The sequence below is a fragment of the Bartonella sp. WD12.1 genome, from assembly GCF_002022415.1.
Classification (GTDB): Bacteria; Pseudomonadota; Alphaproteobacteria; order Rhizobiales; family Rhizobiaceae; genus Bartonella.
This window is the reverse complement of record NZ_MUBG01000001.1, coordinates 1,084,649-1,108,324: the sequence shown is the minus strand read 5'-3', so window position 1 is coordinate 1,108,324 and position 23,676 is coordinate 1,084,649. Positions and strand designations below refer to the sequence as shown.

The window sequence follows — 23,676 nt, the reverse complement described above, 5'->3', positions numbered from 1 at the left end:
TATGACAATAAGTAATCATAATAATCCGCGGTCGTCATTTTCTTTGAGTCGTTGGTTGAATGAATCTGTTCCGCAGTCAACAATCCAGGCAAATATACAAAGATTTTATTATTCATTGACTATTTTTTTTCGTAATTTTTCAGCTGTATTGGGATTAGCTATTATCCTTGTTATTCTTTTGTGCGCGATTTTTGCGCCTTGGATTGCTACCTATGATATTGTTAGCAATGATCTTACTCATCGATTGCAACCACCATCTATGCTACATTATTTTGGGACTGATGAGTTGGGCCGTGATATTTTTAGTCGATTAATTTTTGGTGCACGTATTACCCTTTATATTGTTTTTTTAACGACAATTATTGTAGGTCCAATAGGGCTGATTGTAGGCACTATATCTGGCTATATGGGGGGGTGGGTTGATACGGTTTTAATGCGTATTGTAGATATTTTTCTTGCTTTCCCAAGTTTGATTTTAGCACTTGCTTTTTCGGCGGCTTTAGGGCCAGGTATTGAAAATGCAGCAATTGCAATTTCAATGGCAGCGTGGCCACCAATAGCACGTTTAGCGCGCGCAGAAACTTTAACCATACGTTCATCTGATTATGTTGCAGCAGTTTTTCTACAAGGTGCATCAGTGTGGCGAATTATTTTATTCCATATAGCACCAATGTGTATTCCTTCAGTGATTGTACGGTTAACGTTAAATATGTCTGCAATTATTTTAACAGCTGCTGGTCTTGGTTTTTTGGGGTTGGGTGCTCAACCACCAACTCCTGAATGGGGCGTTATGCTTTCGACTGGTCGTGAATTTATGATGACAAGTTGGTGGTTGGCAGCAGTACCAGGTTGTGCGATATTGCTTACAAGTCTTGCCTTCAATCTTTTAGGTGATGGACTTCGTGATATATTGGATCCGCGCAATGGATAAAAAATTATTAGAGATAAAAGATTTACACATTTCATTTCCTACAACGCGTGGAATTTTAGAAGTTGTACGTGGCGTTAGTTTTGCTGTAGGAGAAGAGAAAATTGGAATTGTTGGAGAATCTGGATCGGGAAAATCGACAACTGGGCGTGCGATTTTAAAATTAAATTCAAGATCAGCAATTATCAAAGCTCAAAAAATGTGCTTCAATGATATAGATTTATTGGCTGCCAGTGAGCATCAGATGCGCTCTATTCGGGGAAAGCGTATTTCGATGATTTTACAAGATCCCAAATATTCACTTAATCCATTGATGCGAATTGGGAAGCAGATCATGGAGGCTTACCGTATTCATTATCGTGTTTCAAAAACAGAGGCATGGGAAAGAACAATTTCTGTGTTGGAATCTGTTCATATTCGCGATCCTGAACGTATTATGCGGTTGTTTCCTCATGAAATATCAGGTGGAATGGGACAGCGTGTTATGATCGCTATGATGCTTATCCCTAAACCTGATTTGATTATTGCAGATGAGCCAACATCTGCACTTGATGTCACTGTGAGATGTCAGGTTTTAGCAATATTGGATGAACTTGTAACAAAGTCTGGGGCGGGACTTATTTTCATTAGTCATGATTTAAATCTGATTGCTGATTTTTGTGATCGTGTTTTAGTGATGTATGCCGGTCGTATATTGGAAGAGTTGCCTGCACGTGATTTATCTCGTGCATGTCATCCCTATACTAAGGCTCTTTTACAAAGTTTACCACGGCTTGATAAACCGGTTGGCGTTTTATTTGTCCCTGAGCGGAATCCTGATTGGTTACATGGTCCAACAATTGTTAATGGCGTTGAAGGAACTTACCATGACCAATTGTAAAAATATTATTGAGGTTTTTGATTTGTCTGTAACCTTTGGACGTGGGCACAAGGCGGTAAAGGTTGTTAAGGAAGTCAATTTTCATATTAAGCGTGGTGAATCTTATGGTTTGATTGGTGAATCAGGATGCGGAAAATCAACCATTTTGAATGCATTAGTTGGGCTTATTCCCGATTATAGGGGGCATTTTACCTTTGATGGACAGGAAGTATTAAAGAAAAAAAGCAAAACTTTTTTACGCCGTATTCAAATGGTCTTTCAGGATCCTTATGCTTCGCTTCATCCAAGGAAAATGGTGCATACGGTTCTTTCGGAGTCTCTTACGATCCATGGCATGGATAATCAAAAAGAAAGAGTGCACGATGTTTTGCATTCTGTCGGTTTAGATTCTTCATTTCTTTATCGTTATCCGCACGAGTTATCAGGAGGGCAGCGTCAGCGTATTGCTCTTGCACGTGCTTTGATTATTGAGCCAGAAGTTTTGTTGCTAGATGAACCAACATCTGCACTGGATGTATCTGTACAGGCTGAAATTTTGAATTTATTGAAATCATTACGAGGAGAAAAACAATTAACCTACTTGATGGTATCCCATGATCTTCCTGTTGTTGCGCATATATGTGAGCGTATTGGAATTATGCATCAAGGAGTTATTTTGGAAGAGTTAAGTAATAGTAATTTGCGTCATTTGCGTGCACAACATGATTATACAAAAATGTTTCTTAAAGCGAGTACTAAGCCAATTTCTTAATAAAGAAGAAAAACATAATTAGTTTTACAAAAATGGAAGAGGTTTTCTTTATTTTGGATTTCTTGGGCTAAAATGAGAAATTTTCTTTATCTTTCGATTTTTTTGCCTTTATTAAAAATATTATCATAAATATGAGCTTGATGCCTAAAATTTTAGTAATATGATTGCTTGTTGATTTAGAGGTTTTACTATTATTCTTCTCTAAAAAGTTGTTTATAATTATCTAATAGAATTCTTCAAAAACCAATGGTGCAGAATTCCTTTTAAAAGTGCTATAAAAAAGCGCTGGTAGCGGAGGAGGGATTCGAACCCCCGACACAAGGATTATGATTCCTCTGCTCTAACCTACTGAGCTACTCCGCCAAAACAGAAAGATATTACAAAACAATTTTACCTTTGGCGGATATAAGAGGTAGAATAGTAAGATGTCAAGCATCGTTTTTAAGCTTTTCTCTTGTCATTCTATTTCATCCCCGATATGGAATGAATGGAAATATAATTTTCATAGAGTTAGGCAAATAAGGTGTAAAAATGACACCACGTGTAGCGGTTTTAGGATGCGGTTATTGGGGTGGAAATCATATACGAACACTCCAAAGTCTTGGAGCTTTAGCAGCAGTTTCTGATATTAATTCTAATCGGGCTATGAGTTTTGCAAACGCGCATAACGTTAAAGCTATAGCGCCTGATGATCTTTTTACTCATGGGGATATCGATGCGATTGTGTTAGCACTCCCTCCGCAATTTCATACAGACAATGCACTACGTGCTCTAAAAAATGGTAAAGATGTTTTGGTTGAAAAACCAATTGCTTTAAATATGGCTGATGCTGAGCGCCAAGTTCATATGGCTAATGAATATGGGCGGATTTTTATGGTAGGCCATGTTTTACGTTTTCATCCTGCTTTTGAAAAAATATGTGAATTAGTGGTGAATAAAGAATTGGGAGATGTGCGTTATATTTATTCTCACCGATTAGGTTTTGGAAAATTTCATATGCAAAGTGATGCTTTATGGGATCTTGCTCCTCATGATCTTTCAATGATTTTAGCTTTGACGGGATGTGAACCTTCTGAAGTTCGCGGAGAAGGTGCTGCAGTGATTGACCAACTTTCTGATTTTGCACATATTCATATGGCGTTTCCAAATGGTATACGCAGCTATCTTTTTACTTCACGTCTTAGTCCTTATCGTGAAAGACGTTTAACAGTCGTTGGTACAAAAGCTATGCTTGTATTTGATGATATGGAACCATGGAACCGTAAATTAGCATTTTGCCGCTTTTCTGTTTGGCAGGAAAATAAAGAGTGGGCTTTTCATTCTGATGAATTAAATTATATTGATATTTGTGAGGGTTTACCACTTACTTATGAGTTGCAGCATTTTCTTCATTGTATTGAAACGCGTCAAGTACCTCGTACAAATGGCGACGATGCTCTTGCTGTTTTACGAACTTTAATCGCCGCTAATATCGATCATCGGAGATGAAAAAATAAATAGTACTTTCATATTCTTATAATTATCAATGGAGTTAATATGCAATTTATCGACCTTGGGGCGCAGCGCGCACGCATTGAAGAAAAAATTAATGCCGCAATTGCGCGTGTGGTAGCCAGTGGTCAGTATGTTTTAGGGCCGCAAGTAACAGAGTTTGAAGAACGATTGGCGGATTATCTTGGCGTTAAACATGTGGTTGCATGTGCTAATGGAACTGATGCATTAATGATGCCCCTCATGGCTAAGAATATTGGTCCAGGTGATGCTGTTTTTTGCCCAAGCTTTACGTTTTCTGCAACAGCTGAGGTAGTTGCTTTAGTAGGAGCAAAACCTGTTTTTGTGGATGTTTTGCCAGATACGTTTAATATTGACGTTAATAAACTTGGTGAAGCAATCAAAATGATAAAGAAGGAGGGACAGTTCAAGCCAAAAGCAATTATTTCGGTCGATTTGTTTGGACTGCCTGCTGATTATACAAAAATTTCTGCAATAGCTGAGAGAGAAAATCTTTTTGTTATTGAAGATACTGCTCAAGCGATAGGTGGTAAAGTAGGGAATGTTATGTGCGGGGCTTTTGGTGATGTTGCAGCAACAAGCTTTTATCCAGCAAAACCACTAGGGTGTTATGGTGACGGAGGTGCTATGATGACCAATGATGATGGTCTCGCAGCGCTTTTACGTTCGATTTTGTTTCATGGTAAAGGTAAAACACAATATGATAATGTTCGTATTGGTTTAAATTCACGGTTGGATACAATTCAAGCTGCAATTTTATTAGAAAAACTTGTAATCATTGAAGACGAGATGGAAAAGCGTGTGGCAATTGCTCAGCGTTATTCTAATGGTTTAAAAGATATTGTAACAGTTCCAGAAGTAGGAAGAGATATTCGTTGTGCTTATGCGCAATATACTATTAAGGTGAAAAATCGCGATCAATTAAAGATGTATTTACAAAAAAACAGCATTCCTACAATGGTTTATTATAATACTCCATTGCATTTACAACCAGCTTATAAACACTTTCCCTACGTGAAGAATTCTCTTTCTGTTTCTGAATCTTTAGCAGATTGTGTTTTAAGCTTGCCTATGCATCCTTATTTATCGCAAAGTGATCAGGATGTAATTATTCAACACATAAGAAATTTTTATCATTCTTAAGAGAATATTTGCACTTTTAAAAGACTAACCTGTTATATTCTTTTCATTTTTTGAATGCATCATTTTTGAAGAGAATTTTTTACGCTGTGATTTTATCAAATGAATTTTAAATTATACATGTCTCATCAACAAGGTTCTCATAGAGAGAAGTATATTTTTATTCTCAAAATACGATGAGAATACTTATAATAGTGAGGTCATTGATTGATATAATCTTTATCTTTGTTAGCAACCATATAAACGGCTTTTAATAAACGGGTAGATTGAAAAACAAAATTTAAATAACAAGCTGATAATATGTAAGCTAAAAATATTATAAGCGTTATAATGTTTTTTCATCATGAAAAATATCAATAATGGCTTTAAAAAAAGATAAGATAATTGCCAATTGAGTAAGCAGTGCTTTATAGATCAATATAAAAAGCAAGAAGAGACAAAATTTCAAAATTATTCCAAATGAATGTTGTGGTTTATAATTCAATTGTCACTATAATCATAATAAGGGTTTTTATCCTAATATAGAAATTAGAGTTTAAATTATTTAGTGATTATAAGTAGTTGATATTATAAGATTACTGTAAATGCTTAAATAAGATAATGATTGCATTTTCCAAAAACGATCGCGAAACAAATAAAATATAACATGAACCGGTTATGGTTAAGAGATATATAAGAAATTTTTCGACATTTTATGTGTTATTAGTAATTGCGACAAAAGATGTCTAAAGATTTATAGTAATTTAGATCGCTTATAAAAGCTTTTAAAGATTATAATTTAGGCAGTTTTTTATGCTGGGGGTTTTATCGTTAAAAGGTGTATAATTTTAAACATAAGAAGAAAATTGCAACCACCATTTAACCGCTTCAGTAACTTCTTAATGTATAAACGTTAGCTAATATTAAGACAGTTATGTAGAAAATATTTATGTAGTACGGATTATTTTTTGGCGAATACAAGATGCAAGATCACTTTTACTGTTGGAGTTTTTGATCAATGTATTGATGGGTGAATCTTCACCTTCTTTTAAGGCTATTTGGGCAGCTAATGTAGCAGCTAATTCTTTTGTTTCTTTACGCAGCTCATTGAGCAGTTGATTGCTAGAATCACTGTTAAGGTCATCGATTTGAATTTTTAATAAGCGTTGTTGAAAATCTTCTATTTTTTTACGCATAGCGTTAGTTTCCGTTATAAGAGATTTATCACAAAGAATATGTTGCTTGTTTTTATATGATTTAGCTCTTGTTTAAGGGGATATAGAGCCTATTATATAGGTAGAAACAATCGGAAAAATTGCTTTTTGCTTGATTGAATCGAATTTTATCTTTGAAAAATTGTATTTTTGTCATTGTATATCAGTTTTATAGCATACTTGAGCATAAAAAATCAGAGCTTTCTTGTATTGCATTAAGTGATAACGGAACTGTTATAGAAACAAATTGATGTATGAGGCAAAGAGTATTTTGCCAAATAAAAAGAACAACACATCCTCTTAAACCCAGAAAATAGAAACGCTAAAAATAAAAGAAGAATTGGTTAATTCGCATCATTTCTTACTTTCAATAAGACATTGTTTAAAATGGGTTCCATGTTGGCATGGGTGTTAACTTTAAATATCCCATATTAATGCCAAGACGTGCACCAACCCCCGTACGTATTGGAATCAATAAAGTATTATTACGTTTAAGAGCATGAAAACCGACTCCCGCAACTAAATAGGCTGAACCTGAAATACCGCCATAACGTCCCCATAAATTGTTTATATCATTGAGATCATAAATTAGAATCATTAAACGAGAGCCTTGACCGCCAAAGTCCCACCCTACAGATGGCCCTTGCCAAAAGACTTTATGCTGACCATAATTTTTGGTAAAGATTTGCCCTTCACCATAAGTTAACCCAGCAAAAAAAGCACCAGAAGCTTCTTCTCCTAAAATATAAGCATTTGGAAGACCGTATCGCGAAAAAATATTTTCAATTGCAGTTGCTAGATTATTTGTAGTTTGTCCAAAAAAATTATGGCCAGAACCGATAATTTCTTGCATTGAATAATATTTGTTTTTTTCCATTGGTTGAAGTTCAGCGTTTGCAGAACCTACCGTTACAAATAAAAGAGCTATCAAAAGTACAATATTTGTAGTCCAGCGTGATAAAAAAGAGAGAGTCATGGGATTTTCTTTTTAGTTGTCATATAAAAGGATGTTAAAGTTTTTATTCAATTTAAATAGAAAATAAGGCATAAAACTGTTTAAATCCTTAAAGTTGTCTCACAAAATTTTTTTAATGTAGTTATTAATTTTCATATATGCACTGAATGTTAAAAGTTCTAGCATAAAATGAGTTTTAAATTTTTAAGTTCGGGAGTTATCAATAAATTATGACATCAACTGTTTCTTTGAAGTTTGCCGATCTTACTGCGCTGCTTTGTAGCCGTATTTGCCATGATTTAATTTCACCTATTGGTGCCATTCAAAATGCGATGGAGCTTTATGATGAAGGAGGCGTTGAAGAAGATGCTTTGCAATTGGTACGTTCATCTGTTTCAAAAGCTTCTGCATGCTTACAATTTTTCCGATTAGCTTTTGGTGCTTCAGGATCAGTAGATAGTCAGGTAGATACTCGTTTTGCTGAGCAAGTTGCTCAACAGTATATGGCAGAAGAAAAGGCAACTTTGAAATGGCAAGCTTCTGATTTACTTTTACCAAAAAATGAAGTTAAGCTTTTGCTGAATTTATTATTAATTGCAAATACAACCATTTCCCGTGGTGGCGAGATAGTTGTGACGATTGTACAAGATATAAATACACGCTCTTTCCGATTTGAAATTTGCGGCCAAATTTTACGTATTCCCCCTCGTTTTATTGAATTATACAATAAAAAAGTATTGGAAGAAACAATTGATGCTCACGCAATTCAATTTTACTATACAGTATTACTGGCTGAGCTAACAGCTATGACACTAAATATACATGAAACTGATAGTCATATTATTTTGGAAAGCACAAAGAAGCTTTAAATAGATTGTTTATACTATACTAAAAATACCCTAATCCTGTGGGTTAATAGAATGACTTTAGCCTTTCTTAACTAACCCACAAGCATTTTTGTATAAAAGAAATCATTGTGTAAAACCTTTATTTAAGAAATAAAACTTCACACTTAACATTCCAAAACCGCACTTATGCATTTTATTATTTAAGCGGTTTTGCGTATATTTTCTTCAGATGGATCACGTAATACATAGCCGCGTCCCCAAACTGTATCAATATAATTAACTCCCGATGATACAGCATCCAATTTTTTACGCAACTTGCAGATGAAGACATCAATAATTTTAAGCTCTGGTTCATCCATCCCACCATAAAGATGATTGAGAAACATTTCTTTGGTGAGTGTGGTTCCTTTGCGTAGGGAAAGAAGCTCTAGCATCTGATATTCTTTGCCAGTCAAATGAACGGGACGACCCGCAATCTCAACTGTTTTATTGTCAAGATTGACAGTAAGATCACCTGTGACAATAACTGATTGTGCATGCCCTTTAGAACGACGCACGACAGCGTGAATACGCGCAATTAGCTCTTCTTTATGAAAAGGCTTAGTCATATAATCGTCAGCACCAAAACCAAAACCACGCACTTTATCTTCAATGCTGCTCATACCCGAAAGAATAAGAACGGGGGTTTTTATTTTTGCTAATCGTAAAGTCCGCAAAACATCATAACCTGACATATCAGGTAAATTTAAATCAAGCAAAATAATATCATAATCATAAAGCTTACCTAAATCGACGCCTTCTTCACCTAAATCAGTAATGTATACATTAAAATTTCCTGATTTTAGCATTAATTCAATGCTTTGAGAGGTTGTTTTATCGTCTTCAATTAATAATACGCGCATTTTAAAAATTCCTCACTTTGCTCCTTCCGAATCAAGAGGAGCTCTTCATTTATACAATTGGTAGAACCCACCATTGATAAAAAACAACAAAATCAAACACTTAACTGTTAAAAGTGTTTGTAAACAATGCAGTGGTACGCGTAACAATCACCACTATTTTCTCCCCACTATCTGAGATAGTGGTTAACAAAATATTTTCATTTTTGGAAGAGGTTAATAAAATATTTTAGAAAGAATCTTACTTTTCTTAATTAAATAGAAAAATTAGTTACTTATTTTGTTAATTTTTTACTTAAAATAAATCTTATAATAGATTATTTATAATTATTTTTTTGTTCAAAATTATGAAGTTTATTTATTGTGTTTTAAGTTTCTTTGATTCTATAATAGGAATGAAAAATGAATAAGTAGTTGATGCTTTGTAAATACATTGTGTTTATTAAGTGTTTTAAAGAAGACAGAAAAGAGTTATTTTTCGACTAAAAAAGAATGGTTTACTTTTTTTGTTGAAAGGGTGGTGCTAGAAATCTGTGTCAGAGGGGAAATGTGCGTTCTTTGTTAGCGCAATCAAGGAGTAATGAGTATGAAGTCGCAGCAGAATATGATAAGATTAAAAATGTTTCAAGTACGTGAGAAGCGTCGTGAAATTGCACAGCTTGAAATAATGATCAAAGAATTTGAACAAATGGTGCTAGAGTTAGAGGCACAAATTGCCAGTGAAGAACGTAAATCTGGAAATAATGACATTCATCATTTTGCTTATTCGACTGTTGCTCGTGCAGCACGCAAACGGCACAATAATTTAACAGATTCAATTCGTGATTTACAGCTTCAAAAAGCAAATGCTGAAATTACTTTACATGAAGTTGAAACAGAATTGCAACGTATACAAGTTCTTGAAGTGCGAGAAAATAAAAGAGCAGTAGGTGAGTAGTGACCATGTTTTTGTAAGGTTTCGCACTCTATGATTGAATGATACAAACTGTAGATTAGATATAAATTTTTAGTTTGTGGATCATAATAGAAAATAGCCAGATTTTTAAAATCTGGCTATTTTTAAGTATAAGGCCTGAAAATCCATCACTATCAATGGCAATTAATGCCTGTATTGTTGGATTCTTGTTGTCCGTAATCCAGCTAAGCCGTGTTCATCAATCGAACTTTGCCATGAGAGAAATTCTTCTACAGTCAAAGTATAGCGTTGACACGCCTCATCAAGACTTAACAATCCACCTCTGACAGCAGCAACAACTTCAGCTTTACGGCGGATAACCCAACGCTTTGTTGTTGGTGGTGGCAGGTCGGTAATTGTAAGTGGACTACCATCCGGGCCAATCACATATTTTATTTGTGTTTTTATCAAATCGGTCATTGTATTCTCTACTTTTGTTCAAGGACCTAAGATGCTTGTAAAGCGTGAGCTTTAAAAAAGAACTAAACACGTTGAAAAAAAATTAATAAAATCGGTTCAAATACAAAGGGACAGATAAAAGATAAATAAAACAGTACATTATGACATTCTCGATAAAGTTTTTTATTAAAAAAAAATGAAAAAAAGCTGTTTTCTTTGTTTTTTATCTGTCTCTTTGCATTTTGCATCACTTCTTTAAAAATCTGATACTATTAGTTGTAGGAAGGATAAAAAAACAATATAAAGAGATAATGGATAGTGTGTATATATATGAAAACAATCCATTTACTAGCGCATATTTTAAGTAGAGAATGAGCATATGTCTTTAAATAGCCTTGATTTGCCAGGACAGCCCGAAAACTCTCGTATTGTTGTTGCAATGTCTGGAGGCGTTGATTCGTCTGTTGTGGCGGGCCTCTTAAAAAAAGAAGGTTATGATGTGGTTGGAATTACCTTGCAACTTTATGATCATGGTATTGCAACGCATCGTGTGGGGTCGTGTTGTGCGGGACAAGATATTGAAGATGCACGTCGTGTAGCAGAAACATTGAAGATACCTCATTATGTTCTTGATTATGAAGAGCGATTTCGCGAAGCTGTAATTGATCCTTTTACAGAAAGCTATACACATGGAGAAACACCTGTTCCATGTGTGGCTTGCAATCAAACTGTTAAATTTTCTGATTTATTGGCAACTGCACGTGAATTAGGTGCAGATGCTTTGGCAACAGGTCATTATATTCGTAGTCGTTCTTGTGGTGTGCACCGAGCATTGTTTCGTCCTCTTGATGCTGAGCGTGATCAGAGTTATTTCCTTTTTGCCACAACGCAAGAGCAAATTGATTATTTGCGTTTTCCACTTGGAGATCTTCCAAAAGCACGTGTTCGTGAAATAGCAGCAGAAATGGGTTTTGTTGTTGCCGATAAGCATGATAGCCAAGACATTTGCTTTGTTCCACAAGGAAAATATTCTGATGTTATCACAAAATTGCGCCCAGAATCTACAAATCCTGGAATTATTATGCATATCAATGGGCAAATTCTGGGCGAACATTCAGGAATTATTAATTATACTGTTGGGCAACGTCGCGGTATTGGGATTGCAACTGGTGAAGCGCTTTATGTAGTTTATCTCGACGCGGAAAATGCGCGCGTTATTGTTGGTCCGCGTGAGATGTTAGAAACGCATAAACTTTTTTTGCGTGATGTAAATTGGCTTGGTGATGAGCAATTGGACAATTTTCCTTCTAATGGTATTGATGTAGTCGTCAAAATTCGTTCAACGCGTCCTCCACGCCCAGCTCGTTTACATTATCAAAATAGTGTCTTTTCTGTTGATTTATTAGAAAGCGAGAGTGGGGTTGCTCCTGGGCAGGCCTGTGTTTTTTATAGTGAGAATAGTAATGAGGCGCGTGTTCTGGGGGGCGGGTTTATTACACATTCAGAACGTTCTGCAGGTGCTGAGGCAATGTTAAAACAAGTTTTGCATAATTTAGAAACAAAAACTATTACTTTTCCTCAGATTAAAGAAGCTATTGCGTGCAAATAAAATAGTAAGCTAATAAAATGCGTATTTACAGTTTAAAATATTTTTCACTTTTAGTTGAGTTTATCAAAGTCAGCAAAATGTGCTAATGCAATACCTGATGCGGTAGCAACATTGAGGCTATCAAAACCATAAGCCATAGGAATGCGTAAAGTCTCTGATTTTTGTAGAATATGAGCTGGCAAACCATCACCTTCCGCTCCCAAAATAATTGCAGTGCGTTTTGTTGATTTTGCTTCTTTGAGATAGCGTGGAGCAGAAGGGGAAAGGGCATAAAGATGAAAGTCCGCATCATTTAAAGCTTCAATAATGCTATCAATATCAGTGCCTTGTGTATAAGGTATTTTTAGAGCAGCACCAACAGAAACTCTAATTGCTTTTCGATATAGCGGATCGCATGAAGTTTTATCAACAATAATACCATGGCAGGCAAAAGCAGCTGCATTGCGAAAAATGGCACCCATATTATCATGATTAGAAATACCGCATAAAACTGGCACCAAGGTTTTTTCTGGAAGATTTTTTAAAAAATCTTGTAATGAGGGTAAAGTTTTACGTTCACCGATACCAAGCATACCACGATGAACATGAAAACCAGCAATATTGTCCATGACTTTTTGCGGAACACAATAAATAGGACAGGTTGGTTTTGTTGCTTTTAAAATAGGCATAATTCCAAGAAGGCGTGCTGCTACAATAAGCAATGACGAGGCAGAAAAATCTTTTGAATGCAGTAATGCTGACAATACTACTTTGCCTTCAGCAATAAATTGATGTTGTCGTCCAACGAGATCTTTTTCATGAATATTACGATAAGCTTTCAAGCGTGGGTCATCAGTTTCGTGGATTGTGGTGATATTCAAAGTCATATAGAGCTTCTAACATTATTTTTTCTAAATCACCAGCGTAGTGAATGCTGTGTCTTCGTGATTGAATGGGGAGACAAAAAAGATGTATTATTTTTAAATTTAAAGTAGAATATATGTTGACATTATACAACCATAGGTATAAAACACAATTACCGAGTGCAATACATAACAGTGTTTTATTCGGGTACAGTGTCTTAGGTCCCCGCTATTTCCTAAGACTGTAATCCCTTTCTAGGGGAAAAGAATCTGGGTCCCCAATGCCCAGATTCTTTTTTATGGGAATGGTATTTATAAGAATGCTTTTTTCGATGGCTAAAAATAATTTTTTGAATTGCACGCTATAGACCACAAAATAAAAATTTTGTGATGAATATTCTGTCCATTTTATGGTTTTTCTTTAAGTAGAATTATTTATAACAACTATAAGTTTTGATGCATTTGGGAATAAAATCACAACAATAATATTAACTGGCTTTTTTGTATTTTATACAGTAACAGCTATGCTGAATGAAAATGGTCATAAGAAATATGTAAGTATAAAATATGTTTAAAAAAATTTTTTCTCAATTATAAGGCAACAAGAATGTTCAGTCTGTTCAATAAGCAATTATAACAGCTGGGTTGATACATCTGGTATCGTCTTAAGAACTATCTCTCCTTTTTATGGGAGAAATTCGAGTCGTTACAGTTGATTATAATAGTATGATTTGTGGTGTGGCAATTTTTGCACGAACAGTAGGCCCACGATAATTGTTTTATTTTAAAGCTATCTGATATTGAGGAATGGTGTAAAGGCATATCAATAATGTTTATAGGTATGCTGCTCAAAATATTGTGCCTCATTTAATAGAGAATGGTGTGTGGTTATGAGTACAAAGATAAAGATACAAAGATTGACACTATGGTCTGTTTTAGTGGCTTGTATCGTTTTTGCTTTGAAATATTGGGCTTATCAGATTACCGGTTCGGTTGCACTTTATTCTGATGCTTTGGAATCAATTGTTAATATAATTGCTGCATTAGCGACATGGTGGGCTGTTAAAATAAGTCTAAAGCCAGCTGATCAAAATCATCCTTTTGGGCATCATAAGGCAGAATATTTTTCTGCTATTTTTGAAGGTGTATTGATCATCATTGCAGCAATTATGATTTTAAGAAAAGCGTGGTTAGCTCTTTCGACTGCTGAATTACCGCAGCAGCCTGGAATATGGATTGGTATTAATCTTGCAGTCTGTATCATAAATTATTTTTGGGGTTTGATTCTTATTCGACAAGGAAAAATTCATCATTCACCAGCTCTTAAAGCTGATGGAGCACATGTAATGATGGATGTTTTAACTTCCTTTGGCATTTTAGTAGGACTTATTGCTGCTTTCGTAAGTGGATGGACTATTTTAGATCCAATTTTGGCAATAATGGTTGCTATTCATATTCTTGTGCAGGGTTGGAAAGTGATCCATAATTCTGTTCAAGGATTAATGGATGTTGGAGTTAAATTAAACGAAACCATGCGGATTAATGATCTTATTTTAGCAAATGCGTGTGGTGCCATTGAAATACATGATTTACGCACGCGTATTGCTGGTAGGGTTACTTTTATAGAGTTTCATTTAGTTGTACCAACTGCGATGCAGGTGGGAGAAGCGCATCAGATTTGTAATAAAGTTGAAGAAGCAATTAGAGTTGAATTTAAAAATGCCCGTATTACTATTCATATAGAACCTGAAAATGAAGCCAAGTTTCCTCCTGGTACGATGACTATTCCTTTTTTGTGAGAAATTTCTTTTTTATTTGTTTTTTCTATGCGCAATGCATAATCGAATTTTGTACAGCTATAGAAATAGCAATCATGGATTATTGTAGATATTTATTCTCGCAGGGGATTTTCTGTGATAGTGAGATGTTATATGAAAGTAATGCATCGGTAAAATATGAGGCATTATAATTGATAATGGTATCATAGTTAATTATATCGGTAACTCTGAGTTTTGTAGTGATTATAATATTGTTTTAAGAAGTATGAGACACAGGATATTTTTGGGTTAGTAGTTTTTAAAATACTAAAGATCAATTTTTTCAGTACACATTATTTCATTGTTTTGATTAATAATACTATGACGTTGTAATTGACAATGCCATTGCTGATGAGAGCGCTCAATAGCAAACAAGTTGAAACTGGCAGGTGGCTTCTTACTTCCAAAGGCTTGTGATGCGGAAGAAACACCGACAATAGGAACTTTTTTCATTTTTCCTTCAATGAAGTTTAATGTAGGTAAATGGGTATGGCCATGGAGAATAAGTTCACACCCGTGGTGTTTTATAACGTCTAGAAATTTTTCTATACCCCATAATTTTTTATACCAAGAAGTAGCATTATGAAAAGGAGGGTGATGTATCATTACGGTACGAAAAAGATTGCGCGTTGCAGATTCATTTAAAAGTTGGGATAAAATCTGTGCTTGCATTTTATCAAAATAGCCGGCAGCTTGGAAAAGTGGTGTAGCGATGGCCGAAGAAGCACTGATAATAGCCACATTATCGCGAACGCGCATATAAGGAAAAGCATTATTTTGAGGAAGATCACCTGTGATCCAAGGTTGAAAGGCGGTACAAGCTTTTTGAAATGCTCCGCGAACATAAGCATCATGATTACCGAGCGTTAAAGAAATATTTTCAGGATGGCCTTGTGCACGCAACCAATGGAATGCTTGTTCAAATTCTTTATCTAGAGAAAGGTTGACGAGATCGCCAGAAATTACAAGGTGATCAGGTTTTTCCTTTTTCAGTGCATGCATTAAAGTGTCTAAAACACTTGCTGTCATTTGGTTTTTGCGTTTTTTTTGCCAATTGAAATAGCCAGTAAGACGCTTCCCAAAAAGCTCAGATAAAGAAGGTTGTGGGAGAGGTGAAAGGTGCACATCCGATATATGGGCAAGATAAAACATAAATATTAGCATAATGCTGAAAACAATTTAGGCAATAGAAAAATAAGCCGGTTTATTGTTAGGAGCGGTAGAGGAGTATAGGATAAGAGCAGCTTGCTAGAAAGTTTTAAGAAAACTTTGCAAGCATTTACGGTGTTAGAAAAGAGTGCTAAAAGCAAGGTTTTTCAAATGGGGTGGGTAATGTGTGAAAAAATAGTGATAATGAATCAAAACTTTTTAAACTGAAATAATTGATTTTTATTTGCATATTAATTTTTTAGGAACGATCTATGATAAACTTATCGTCTACTTCTCAATCTTGCGCTCCTTTTTCTGCAACTGACAGTGCGATAAGTTATTGGCTTGAAACAATTGATCATGATGTTCAAATCAAACAAATCAATCAAATAGTTTTTGGTCCTGGTCGTTTTGTACGTGCAAGTTATTTACTGCGAGAAGATGGTGAGCATGATCGTCAACTCTCTTTTGTTGCTTGTTTGGGAGACTATGTTATTGGTTCTGTGAGGATGACTCCTATATACATTGGTATACAAACTGCTTGTCTGCTAGGTCCTCTCGTTGTTCGGCCTGACCATAAAAATGTTGGTGTAGGAAGCAAGTTAGTACGTATGGCATTACAAGCGGCGGAAAATTGTAATATTCCTTTGGTCATTTTGATTGGGGATAAAGATTATTATGGCCGTTTCAATTTTAAAAATGTACAACATGGGCAAATACAAATGCCTGCGCCAGTAAACCCCCAACGATTATTAGTCTTAGAATTGCAAGAAGATGCGTTAAAAACAGCACATGGTAAAGTACGTTATCGTTCATGTAGTTAATATACATTCTTTTCGTAAAAGAGATTTAAGTTATCTTAAAGCAATTAAAAATCGCTTAGGATTTTTTAATGATTTTCGCGATACCACATGCTGCTGAGTAATAAAAAGCAGGTGATCAGAGCTAAAAATCCAGAAAAAATTGAAAAGTATGAGGCATTAATCAAACGAGTTTCTGTTGCTTCTTTCAGAGCAATTGATGGAATACGGGGAGATATTGATTTTGTTTTTGTTTGAATCAATTTAATGGGAGGAATGTGAATGCCATCTTTTTTCTCATGATGCAAACGTACTACATGACCACCGGTGTGTTGGCTGATAGGGGCTAGTTTTTCTTCTGTTGAAATTAAATCAGAAAATTCAAGACTATCGAGTGCGCCTATAGGAGAAAGCACTGTTTGATCGCCATTGTGGATGGTAAAGATTCCTGTTTCGTCAGTATTTACAGTTCCTGTAAAAACACCTTCTTGTTCTTTTGTAAGAATGATCTTTTGTTTTTTGCCAGAGGGGAAGATTACTTCGGCTGGCTCTGGCTGCTCTTTAAGTGTTTGTCGACGAATTGTTAAATGATGATGATCATTTATAGTACTTAATCTTTCTTCTTCAAGTTCTGGTTCTTTCATGAGCCAATGAGCAATGCGACGATAAAGAGCGGCATAGGGACCCCCACCTTCAAAACCTCGAGCCCATAGCCAACTTTCATCAGAAAGCAACATACCTACTCGACCTTTACCAATATGAGAAAGAAACAAAAGTGGTTGTTCATCAGCTCCTTTCATAATAGGAACACTTTTATTTGTGCCTTGAATTGCAATTTGTCGTAGCCACCGCCCCCATTGAGAAATTGGGTGGGTAGGGGTAGCAAGATCTCGCGTAACAGGATGGCGTTTGCCTTCTTTGGTTAATGTCGGGCGGAAAGGCTTTTGAATAATAATACCATTTGGTAATGCTGGTAGGACACTTATTAAAGGTGTTCTAGCAAGTGAGAGTTCATTAGCAAATTCAGGTCCTGTTACTATAAGTAATGCACCACCTTTTTGTACATATTGAGTAATATAATCATAATAAATCAATGGTAACGCATTGGAATGTTGAAAACCGTCGAGAATAATGAGATCAAAATTGTTGATTTCTTCAACAAATAATTGGGTTGTAGGAAAGACAACAAGTGACAATTGGCTTAAAGGTGTATTGTCTGCTTTTTCAGGTGGACGCAAAATAGTAAAATGAACAAGATCAATATTGGAATCACTTTTTAAAAGATCACGCCATGTACGTTCACCATTATAAGGTGCACCCGAGATAAGAAGAACACGCAAATTTTCTCTAATTCCTTCAATGACAGCAATAGCCCGATTGTTTTCAACGCTTAATTCACCTTCGTAAGTATCAGTTGTAGCTTGAATGATATTTTTTTCAGCATGAGGAAGAGTGATTTCAGTTTGAAAAATAGTACCAGGAGTTACAGAATAACGACCAACCTCTTGCCCATTAACGCTTATAGAAACATTTGCTTGCGCTGGTATAGATTCTTGAGGTTGACCTTTGTCTTCTACCAAGATGGAAAGTACTTGTGGTTTATTGATAAGAGCAAAACGGGGAGGAGAAATAAACTTAATTTGACGATCAAATTCATTGGCTCTCCCTGTTATAAGAGCGTTAATTGGTGCACTATCATGAAGTTCTGATAATTTTGGAATATCATGCACTTGTCCGTCTGTGATCAAAATTGTTCCTGCATAGCGAGATGGAGGTATATCAGCTATAGCTTGTGTTAAAGCATTAAATAAATTTGTTGATGGTGCATAATGGTTTTCAGAAAGTTTTCCAGCTTCAATAAAACGCAGCTCAAATTGTGGATAGCGGGATAACTCATTTGTTAATTGTATGCGCGCTTTATGACTATCGTCTCCACGTGTACCAAATATTTGACTTTTGCTTTGGTCAATCACAATACCCACAGTGCTTTTAACAGGTTCACGCTGTTCTTTTATTATCATTGGATTAAGCAAAGCAAGAATGATTGAACTCAATGCTATAAGACGTAACAAAGCTCCAGGGCGCTTCGTAATGAGGCCGATAATAATAAAAAAGGCGGGAAGTCCCCCTAAAAAAAGAAGCCATAAAATGGGTAGGAGAGACTGGAAAGTGATCGATGGTATCATTGACTTTTTTTTCTGTTAAAGCTCTCTAACAATGCAGGAACATGAACCTGATCAGCTTTATAATTACCTGTGAGCATGTAGATGACAATATTCAGTCCTGCGCGAAATGCCCATAGGCGTTGCATAGGATCATTGGGAACAAGTGGGTATTTCCATGTACCGTTCTCGTCTAGTGCCCAAGCACCAGCAAGGTTATTGGCAGTGATAAGAAGAGAACTAACATTATCGCCAGTGGCAATAGAGTTTTTATTTTTTTTATTTATTGATGATGATTCAACCCATAAAGGTGAACCACGATAGCGTCCAGGAAAATCAGGCATAATATAAAAAGAACGAGTAATAACGTGATCAGCTGATGCTGGTTCAATGGCTGGGATATTTAATTCACTTAAAATGGCACGCAATCTTTGCGTGGCTGGGGTAGCAGTTTCTTCAAGGCTAAGATTGGTACTTATTTGATCACGGGTGTCAAATAAAACTGTACCACCATGTTTCATAAAAGCATTTATTTTTTCAAGACTTTTTTGCGTTGGCATGGGACTATCAGCGTCAATAGGCCAGTAAATGAGAGGATAGAAAGAAAGTTCATCTTTATCAAGATCAAGCGCTACAACAGAGCCAGGTGAAAGCATTGTACGCTCTGAGATAAATTGACTGAGTGCTTCTAATCCACTTTTACTTGTTGTATCAATTTCATGATTATGAGTTACAACATAAGCAAGGTGGGTGGCACCAGCTGCTTGCACCATGGTTTCATCATGCTTTTCCACAGTTTGTGCATGAGCGATTGGTGGATAAGACAATAAGAAGATGAAACTCGCTATTAGTGGAAATAAGAGGAACGTATTACTTCGTCGATTGAAAAGAAAAGTTCCTCCCATCCATAAAACTAAAAAACTATCTAGAGCTAAGAATAGGCTGGCCAACCCTAAAAGTGGTCCAGCAAAATGTTTCTCTTGTGTATCGTAGGATAATGGGTCATTGCCTGAGGTGGCAGGAAATGGCGATTGTTTTGTTAAACGTGATGAATGATTTAATAAATTCAATGCATAAAGATTATTTTTAGAACCGTAAAATCCAGGTGGGGTATCATAGGATAGAAGGGGTGGTTTTTGTACATTAATAACAAGTGGCGCGATATGAGGGGAGGGTATCTGTAATTGACCATCAGCATTTAATGTTCGCCAAGGGCTTTGTGCCGTTGTTGTCTGTGTTTGTATAGGGGTTTCCTGGTCATGTACACGAAGCGTGGTAAGCTTTTGCAACATTTGTGCAAAAAATCCAGAAAGCGGAAGATTTGACCATGTAGGATCAGGCGCAATGTGGACAAAAATGAGTATGCCTTTCCCATAGTTAGCAGCTGTGAGAAGGGGGGTACCATCAGCAAGACTAAGCCATGTCTTTTCAAAAAGATCTGAGCTTGGTTCTGCTAAGATTTGACGTGAAACAGTAACTTCTTCTGGAAAAGGAAGGTCAAAGAAAAAGCTATTTTTTGCAAAAGGTGCTAATTTTTGTGGTTTAGCCCATGACATAGTACTTCCAAGATAACGTTCACCAGAACGTAGTGGCACAGGTAGTAAACTGTCATATTGTTCTGTAGAACTCAGATTCTCCCCAGCAAAACGAATGAGTACTCCCCCTTTATTCACAAAATTAGATAGTTTTTTTTCTGCTGCTTTTGACATATTAGCAATGTCACCCATAATGAAAACAGACGGGTTTTGTTTGAGTAAGTGATCAATATCAACTGAAAGCTCTCCTCCGCCAGCTGTTATAATCTGTGCATGTTCCTGCAATGCTTTGATGACATAGTAAAGTGGAGACAATAAAGGCTGCACCATTTCATTAACGCTTGGTGATAGAAGAGCAACGCGACTTATTTGATTGCGGCTATCAATTAAAAAAGTTGCAGCAGCTTGAGCATGGTTATCAATTTTTATCCATGCAATGTCATTGCGTAATTCAAGCGGTAAATTAAGGGGGACAAGAGCTGTTGTTTCTCCTTCATGAAAGTGTGCTGTAAAATGCCCAAGAAGCTGACTTTTGAAATCATAAAGGCTTAATGTTATCATAGACTTATCATGAGTGGTTGCACGAATAATACGTGCTGCCATATTTCCATCGTTATTGACTATGCCTGTTATGCCAATCAAACGAGAAATATCAGCTGAATACCATAAGAGTGTTTTAGGTTTTAATTGTTCAATGAAAGTAAGAACTTGTTTATCTTCGTTTGTTTGTAAGCCATCACTTAAATAAGCAATATCAAGAGGCTTTTTGCCGGTTTTTTCAATGAGTTTTTTAAATGCTTGTACTCGATTGACAGGCCAGGGTTGGGGTTGCAAATGCGTTAAATGTTGTCTTACAACTTCTGCAGAAAAAGGACCAATTTCTTGGGTGTTATTCTCAGCTGTTGCAAGTAAATAAATGTCTTTTTTATGTTTTTCTGCTTGTACAAGTAAGGATTTTGTAACAGTAATACGTTTTTTCCATTCTTCAGCAGAAGCCCATCCATTATCAATGATAAGTGCCAATGGTTGAGATCCGGAAAAAATAATAGGATTTTGGTTCCATATAGGGCGTGCTAAGGCGATAGTAATTAATGCTATCATAGCGAGCCGTAGCAATAACAACCACCAAGGTGTATGATTGGCTGTTTCTTGTTGATTAGTTCGTTTAAGCAAGAAGCGTAAAGGAGGAAAAGGCTCTTTATGAGGCGTGGAAGGTGTTGTGCGCAACAACCACCAAATAACTGGTAAGGCCAAAAGTCCAAGCAAAACTAGGGGAGCTTCAAAACTCAAAGTGCCCTCCCTGTATGAGGTGCAAAGGCATTCATTCTATTTGTAAGTTGCAAGATGTTTTTTTTTAAAGGTCGGTCAGTTGTACTCACATGGTAACTCCATCCTTGTCGTGAACAGAAATTTATTAATTCTTCCCGTCTTTCTTGGTAGAGTTTGCAATAATGTTTACGGAGGTTTTCTGCTTTGCCTAAAAGAAGCTTTTGTTTGGTTTCAGGATCAAAAAATTCTGTACGTCCTTTGTAAGGAAAACGCTCTTCTGCAGGATCAGCAACTTCAATTAAATGTGCATTGACCTGTTTTGCCACCAAAATTTTTAAATCTTGAATGATTTGTTCAGGTTGATCAAGAAAATCGCTAATGATTATGACTTGTGAAAAACGGGTAATAGACGAGAAATCTGGAAATGGATTTTCAGTTTGGTGATTTGTTAAAGCTATTGCCATGCGTTCTGCTATATTAGATGTCATGGTGGGAACCATTAAATTAGGAATAGCGATATATTGGCCATCTCGTGCAAGAAGTGTTGCCAATGCAAGGGAGAGAATAATCGCATGATTACCTTTAGAAATTTTGGAAAAGCGTGAGCAATAGTGCATCGAAGCACTTTGATCGGGCCAGATCCAAACTGTTTGGGCTGTTTCCCATTCGCGCTCACGTAAGTAAGTGTGTTCATCACGTGCAGAACGACGCCAATCAATATGTGTTGTAGATTCCCCTTCGACATATAGACGAAATTGCCAAAAATTATCTCCATTACCACATTTACGTTGATTATGGCAGCCGGCCATTAGTGTATTAGCAATAAGGCGTGCTTGTAAAAGAAGGTGGGGCATATTTCCTACGTCTTTATGCAGTTTTGCAATAAACGACCGTGGATTTTTTTTAGAGACTTTTTTGCCAATAGCCATTAAAGAGCATCTTTCACAAGCTTAGCGATAATATCTTTGATGGTTATATTATCAGCACGTGCAGAAAAATTAAGTGCCATGCGGTGTTGTAATACGGGATAAGCTAACGCTTTAACGTCATCAAGTGAGGGGGATAGACGCCCATGATAAAGAGCACGGGCGCGAGCACAAAGTGAAAGAGCTTGTGATGCCCGAGGGCCAGGTCCCCAAGCAATATAAGTATTTGCAAAAGAATTATCTTCATTTGGACGAGCCGAACGCACTAGTTTCAAAATGGCTTCAACAACATTTTCAGAAATAGGTATTTTGCGGACGATTGTTTGAATTTTTTGTAGTTTTTTGGTTGAGAGGACTGGTTTTACAGTTTGGCTTTTTTGACCTGTTGTTTCTAAAATAATACGCCGTTCCGTAGTAAGATCAGGATAATCAATATCAATTTGCATCAAAAAGCGATCAAGTTGTGCTTCAGGAAGTGGGTAGGTTCCTTCTTGTTCGAGAGGATTTTGTGTTGCAAATACATGAAAAGGTTTTGGCAAGTCATAACGAGTGCCGGCAATAGTGACATGATATTCTTGCATGGCTTGCAAAAGAGCTGATTGAGTGCGCGGTGAAGCACGGTTAATTTCATCTGCCATAAGAAGTTGGGCAAAAACAGGGCCTTGAATGTAACGAAAAAAGCGTTTACCGTTTTTATCCAAGTCCATAATTTCAGAACCGATAATATCAGATGGCATTAAATCTGGTGTGAATTGGATGCGCTTTCCATCAAGCCCTAAAACAAGGCTTAATGTCTCAACAAGACGCGTTTTAGCAAGCCCTGGAACACCAACAAGAAGGGCGTGCCCCCCGGCCAAAATGGCCGTTAAGGTATATTCAATCACGTGACTTTGACCAAAAATAACTTTGTCGATTGCTTTTTGCAGAGTAGCTAATTCTTTATACGCTGCATCAATATCATCAACGATCGATTGGGTATCTTTATTGATACTAGTCTTTTTGATGGTATTAGATAACGTATCATCTTGACTCATATTGTTTCCTTAAAACAGTTGTCGCAAAGTAATAATTTCTTTTATACGATAATGAATATTTATAATTTGTAGC

The 23,676-nt window shown here is 36.2% G+C and carries 20 protein-coding genes and 1 tRNA gene; 10 read left to right on the top strand and 11 right to left on the bottom strand.

All coding sequences use genetic code 11. The features are described from left to right. Position 1 precedes the first annotated feature (1 nt). The 3 genes from BWD121_RS04915 to BWD121_RS04905 are packed head-to-tail and all read left to right on the top strand — an operon-like array spanning position 2 to position 2,559. Positions 2–931, top strand: coding sequence for an ABC transporter permease (locus BWD121_RS04915; protein ID WP_078663622.1), 930 nt, complete (start codon positions 2–4; stop codon positions 929–931). Beyond that, a complete protein-coding gene (locus BWD121_RS04910; protein WP_078663621.1) occupies positions 924–1,808 on the top strand; it encodes an ABC transporter ATP-binding protein in 885 nt (294 codons plus the stop codon). The genes BWD121_RS04915 and BWD121_RS04910 overlap by 8 nt, the downstream gene beginning before the upstream one ends. Further along, positions 1,795–2,559 (top strand): ABC transporter ATP-binding protein, encoded by a 765-nt coding sequence (locus tag BWD121_RS04905; protein WP_078663620.1) that lies wholly within the window; start codon positions 1,795–1,797, stop codon positions 2,557–2,559. The genes BWD121_RS04910 and BWD121_RS04905 overlap by 14 nt, the downstream gene beginning before the upstream one ends. A gap of 286 nt (positions 2,560–2,845) precedes the next feature. Here the strand turns inward: BWD121_RS04905 and BWD121_RS04900 are convergent. Then, a tRNA-Met gene (locus BWD121_RS04900) sits at positions 2,846–2,922 on the bottom strand. Between the two features lie 168 nt (positions 2,923–3,090). Here BWD121_RS04900 and BWD121_RS04895 point away from each other — a divergent pair. Together BWD121_RS04895 and BWD121_RS04890 are read left to right on the top strand one after the other, a co-directional pair. Further along, positions 3,091–4,047, top strand: a complete 957-nt coding sequence (locus BWD121_RS04895; protein WP_078663619.1) for a Gfo/Idh/MocA family oxidoreductase — start codon at positions 3,091–3,093, stop codon at positions 4,045–4,047. A 48-nt stretch (positions 4,048–4,095) separates the two neighbouring features. Further along, positions 4,096–5,214, top strand: coding sequence for a DegT/DnrJ/EryC1/StrS aminotransferase family protein (locus BWD121_RS04890; RefSeq protein WP_078663618.1), 1,119 nt, complete (start codon positions 4,096–4,098; stop codon positions 5,212–5,214). Between the two features lie 923 nt (positions 5,215–6,137). Here the strand turns inward: BWD121_RS04890 and BWD121_RS04885 are convergent. After that, positions 6,138–6,386: a hypothetical protein gene (locus tag BWD121_RS04885; protein WP_078663617.1), complete on the bottom strand. Its 249-nt coding sequence runs from the start codon at positions 6,384–6,386 to the stop codon at positions 6,138–6,140. A gap of 400 nt (positions 6,387–6,786) precedes the next feature. Continuing rightward, positions 6,787–7,380: an EipA family protein gene (locus tag BWD121_RS04880; protein ID WP_078663616.1), complete on the bottom strand. Its 594-nt coding sequence runs from the start codon at positions 7,378–7,380 to the stop codon at positions 6,787–6,789. A 209-nt stretch (positions 7,381–7,589) separates the two neighbouring features. Here BWD121_RS04880 and BWD121_RS04875 point away from each other — a divergent pair, with 209 nt between their 5' ends. After that, entirely contained in the window at positions 7,590–8,228 is a 639-nt protein-coding gene (locus BWD121_RS04875; RefSeq protein WP_078663615.1) for a histidine phosphotransferase family protein, read from the top strand. A gap of 179 nt (positions 8,229–8,407) precedes the next feature. Here the strand turns inward: BWD121_RS04875 and BWD121_RS04870 are convergent, their stop codons facing one another. After that, positions 8,408–9,109, bottom strand: a complete 702-nt coding sequence (locus tag BWD121_RS04870) for a response regulator transcription factor (RefSeq protein WP_010704078.1) — start codon at positions 9,107–9,109, stop codon at positions 8,408–8,410. A gap of 583 nt (positions 9,110–9,692) precedes the next feature. Between BWD121_RS04870 and BWD121_RS04865 the strand changes: the two genes are divergently transcribed. Further along, positions 9,693–10,043, top strand: coding sequence for a flagellar export protein FliJ (locus BWD121_RS04865; RefSeq protein ID WP_078663614.1), 351 nt, complete (start codon positions 9,693–9,695; stop codon positions 10,041–10,043). A 162-nt stretch (positions 10,044–10,205) separates the two neighbouring features. Here BWD121_RS04865 and BWD121_RS04860 read toward each other — a convergent pair whose 3' ends face one another. Next, the gene (locus BWD121_RS04860; protein ID WP_078663613.1) at positions 10,206–10,481 is read right to left on the bottom strand and encodes a DUF1153 domain-containing protein; all 276 of its coding nucleotides are present in this window, start codon (positions 10,479–10,481) and stop codon (positions 10,206–10,208) included. A gap of 358 nt (positions 10,482–10,839) precedes the next feature. Here BWD121_RS04860 and mnmA point away from each other — a divergent pair, with 358 nt between their 5' ends. Then, positions 10,840–12,069: a tRNA 2-thiouridine(34) synthase MnmA gene (gene mnmA / locus BWD121_RS04855; protein ID WP_078663612.1), complete on the top strand. Its 1,230-nt coding sequence runs from the start codon at positions 10,840–10,842 to the stop codon at positions 12,067–12,069. A 50-nt stretch (positions 12,070–12,119) separates the two neighbouring features. On the opposite strand, the gene BWD121_RS04850 is transcribed toward mnmA, so the two are convergent. Continuing rightward, a complete protein-coding gene (locus BWD121_RS04850; protein ID WP_078663611.1) occupies positions 12,120–12,935 on the bottom strand; it encodes an RNA methyltransferase in 816 nt (271 codons plus the stop codon). An 866-nt stretch (positions 12,936–13,801) separates the two neighbouring features. Here BWD121_RS04850 and BWD121_RS04845 point away from each other — a divergent pair. Then, positions 13,802–14,710, top strand: a complete 909-nt coding sequence (locus tag BWD121_RS04845) for a cation diffusion facilitator family transporter (protein WP_078664075.1) — start codon at positions 13,802–13,804, stop codon at positions 14,708–14,710. 285 nt (positions 14,711–14,995) lie between these two features. Here the strand turns inward: BWD121_RS04845 and BWD121_RS04840 are convergent, their stop codons facing one another. Continuing rightward, positions 14,996–15,892 carry a metallophosphoesterase gene (locus BWD121_RS04840; RefSeq protein ID WP_197684866.1) on the bottom strand — a complete coding sequence of 299 codons (897 nt, stop codon included), beginning with the start codon at positions 15,890–15,892 and terminating at the stop codon, positions 14,996–14,998. A 257-nt stretch (positions 15,893–16,149) separates the two neighbouring features. On the opposite strand from BWD121_RS04840, the gene BWD121_RS04835 reads away from it, so the two are divergent. Next, a complete protein-coding gene (locus BWD121_RS04835; RefSeq protein ID WP_078663609.1) occupies positions 16,150–16,701 on the top strand; it encodes an N-acetyltransferase in 552 nt (183 codons plus the stop codon). Positions 16,702–16,766: 65 nt separating this feature from the next. Here the strand turns inward: BWD121_RS04835 and BWD121_RS04830 are convergent, their stop codons facing one another. Genes BWD121_RS04830 through BWD121_RS04815 form a run of 4 tightly spaced genes read right to left on the bottom strand, consistent with a single transcriptional unit; the run spans position 16,767 to position 23,603 of the window. Continuing rightward, on the bottom strand, positions 16,767–18,863 hold the full coding sequence (locus tag BWD121_RS04830; protein ID WP_078663608.1) for a hypothetical protein: 2,097 nt from the start codon (positions 18,861–18,863) through the stop codon (positions 16,767–16,769). Further along, entirely contained in the window at positions 18,860–21,664 is a 2,805-nt protein-coding gene (locus BWD121_RS04825; RefSeq protein ID WP_078663607.1) for a DUF4159 domain-containing protein, read from the bottom strand. The genes BWD121_RS04830 and BWD121_RS04825 overlap by 4 nt, the downstream gene beginning before the upstream one ends. Then, the gene (locus BWD121_RS04820) at positions 21,661–22,572 is read right to left on the bottom strand and encodes a DUF58 domain-containing protein (protein WP_078663606.1); all 912 of its coding nucleotides are present in this window, start codon (positions 22,570–22,572) and stop codon (positions 21,661–21,663) included. The genes BWD121_RS04825 and BWD121_RS04820 overlap by 4 nt, the downstream gene beginning before the upstream one ends. Next, on the bottom strand, positions 22,572–23,603 hold the full coding sequence (locus BWD121_RS04815) for a MoxR family ATPase (protein ID WP_078663605.1): 1,032 nt from the start codon (positions 23,601–23,603) through the stop codon (positions 22,572–22,574). Before BWD121_RS04815 ends, BWD121_RS04820 begins: the two co-directional genes overlap by 1 nt. Positions 23,604–23,676 lie beyond the last annotated feature (73 nt).

Bases quoted from the DNA above. Each gene is read 5' to 3' on its own strand.
- BWD121_RS04915 (WP_078663622.1), top strand. From the start codon at position 2: ATGACAATAAGTAATCATAATAATCCGCGGTCGTCATTTTCTTTGAGT.
- BWD121_RS04910 (WP_078663621.1), top strand. From the start codon at position 924: ATGGATAAAAAATTATTAGAGATAAAAGATTTACACATTTCATTTCCT.
- BWD121_RS04905 (WP_078663620.1), top strand. From the start codon at position 1,795: ATGACCAATTGTAAAAATATTATTGAGGTTTTTGATTTGTCTGTAACC.
- BWD121_RS04895 (WP_078663619.1), top strand. From the start codon at position 3,091: ATGACACCACGTGTAGCGGTTTTAGGATGCGGTTATTGGGGTGGAAAT.
- BWD121_RS04890 (WP_078663618.1), top strand. From the start codon at position 4,096: ATGCAATTTATCGACCTTGGGGCGCAGCGCGCACGCATTGAAGAAAAA.
- BWD121_RS04885 (WP_078663617.1), bottom strand. From the start codon at position 6,386: ATGCGTAAAAAAATAGAAGATTTTCAACAACGCTTATTAAAAATTCAA.
- BWD121_RS04880 (WP_078663616.1), bottom strand. From the start codon at position 7,380: ATGACTCTCTCTTTTTTATCACGCTGGACTACAAATATTGTACTTTTG.
- BWD121_RS04875 (WP_078663615.1), top strand. From the start codon at position 7,590: ATGACATCAACTGTTTCTTTGAAGTTTGCCGATCTTACTGCGCTGCTT.
- BWD121_RS04870 (WP_010704078.1), bottom strand. From the start codon at position 9,109: ATGCGCGTATTATTAATTGAAGACGATAAAACAACCTCTCAAAGCATT.
- BWD121_RS04865 (WP_078663614.1), top strand. From the start codon at position 9,693: ATGAAGTCGCAGCAGAATATGATAAGATTAAAAATGTTTCAAGTACGT.
- BWD121_RS04860 (WP_078663613.1), bottom strand. From the start codon at position 10,481: ATGACCGATTTGATAAAAACACAAATAAAATATGTGATTGGCCCGGAT.
- mnmA (WP_078663612.1), top strand. From the start codon at position 10,840: ATGTCTTTAAATAGCCTTGATTTGCCAGGACAGCCCGAAAACTCTCGT.
- BWD121_RS04850 (WP_078663611.1), bottom strand. From the start codon at position 12,935: ATGACTTTGAATATCACCACAATCCACGAAACTGATGACCCACGCTTG.
- BWD121_RS04845 (WP_078664075.1), top strand. From the start codon at position 13,802: ATGAGTACAAAGATAAAGATACAAAGATTGACACTATGGTCTGTTTTA.
- BWD121_RS04840 (WP_197684866.1), bottom strand. From the start codon at position 15,892: ATGCTAATATTTATGTTTTATCTTGCCCATATATCGGATGTGCACCTT.
- BWD121_RS04835 (WP_078663609.1), top strand. From the start codon at position 16,150: ATGATAAACTTATCGTCTACTTCTCAATCTTGCGCTCCTTTTTCTGCA.
- BWD121_RS04830 (WP_078663608.1), bottom strand. From the start codon at position 18,863: ATGATACCATCGATCACTTTCCAGTCTCTCCTACCCATTTTATGGCTT.
- BWD121_RS04820 (WP_078663606.1), bottom strand. From the start codon at position 22,572: ATGGCTATTGGCAAAAAAGTCTCTAAAAAAAATCCACGGTCGTTTATT.
- BWD121_RS04815 (WP_078663605.1), bottom strand. From the start codon at position 23,603: ATGAGTCAAGATGATACGTTATCTAATACCATCAAAAAGACTAGTATC.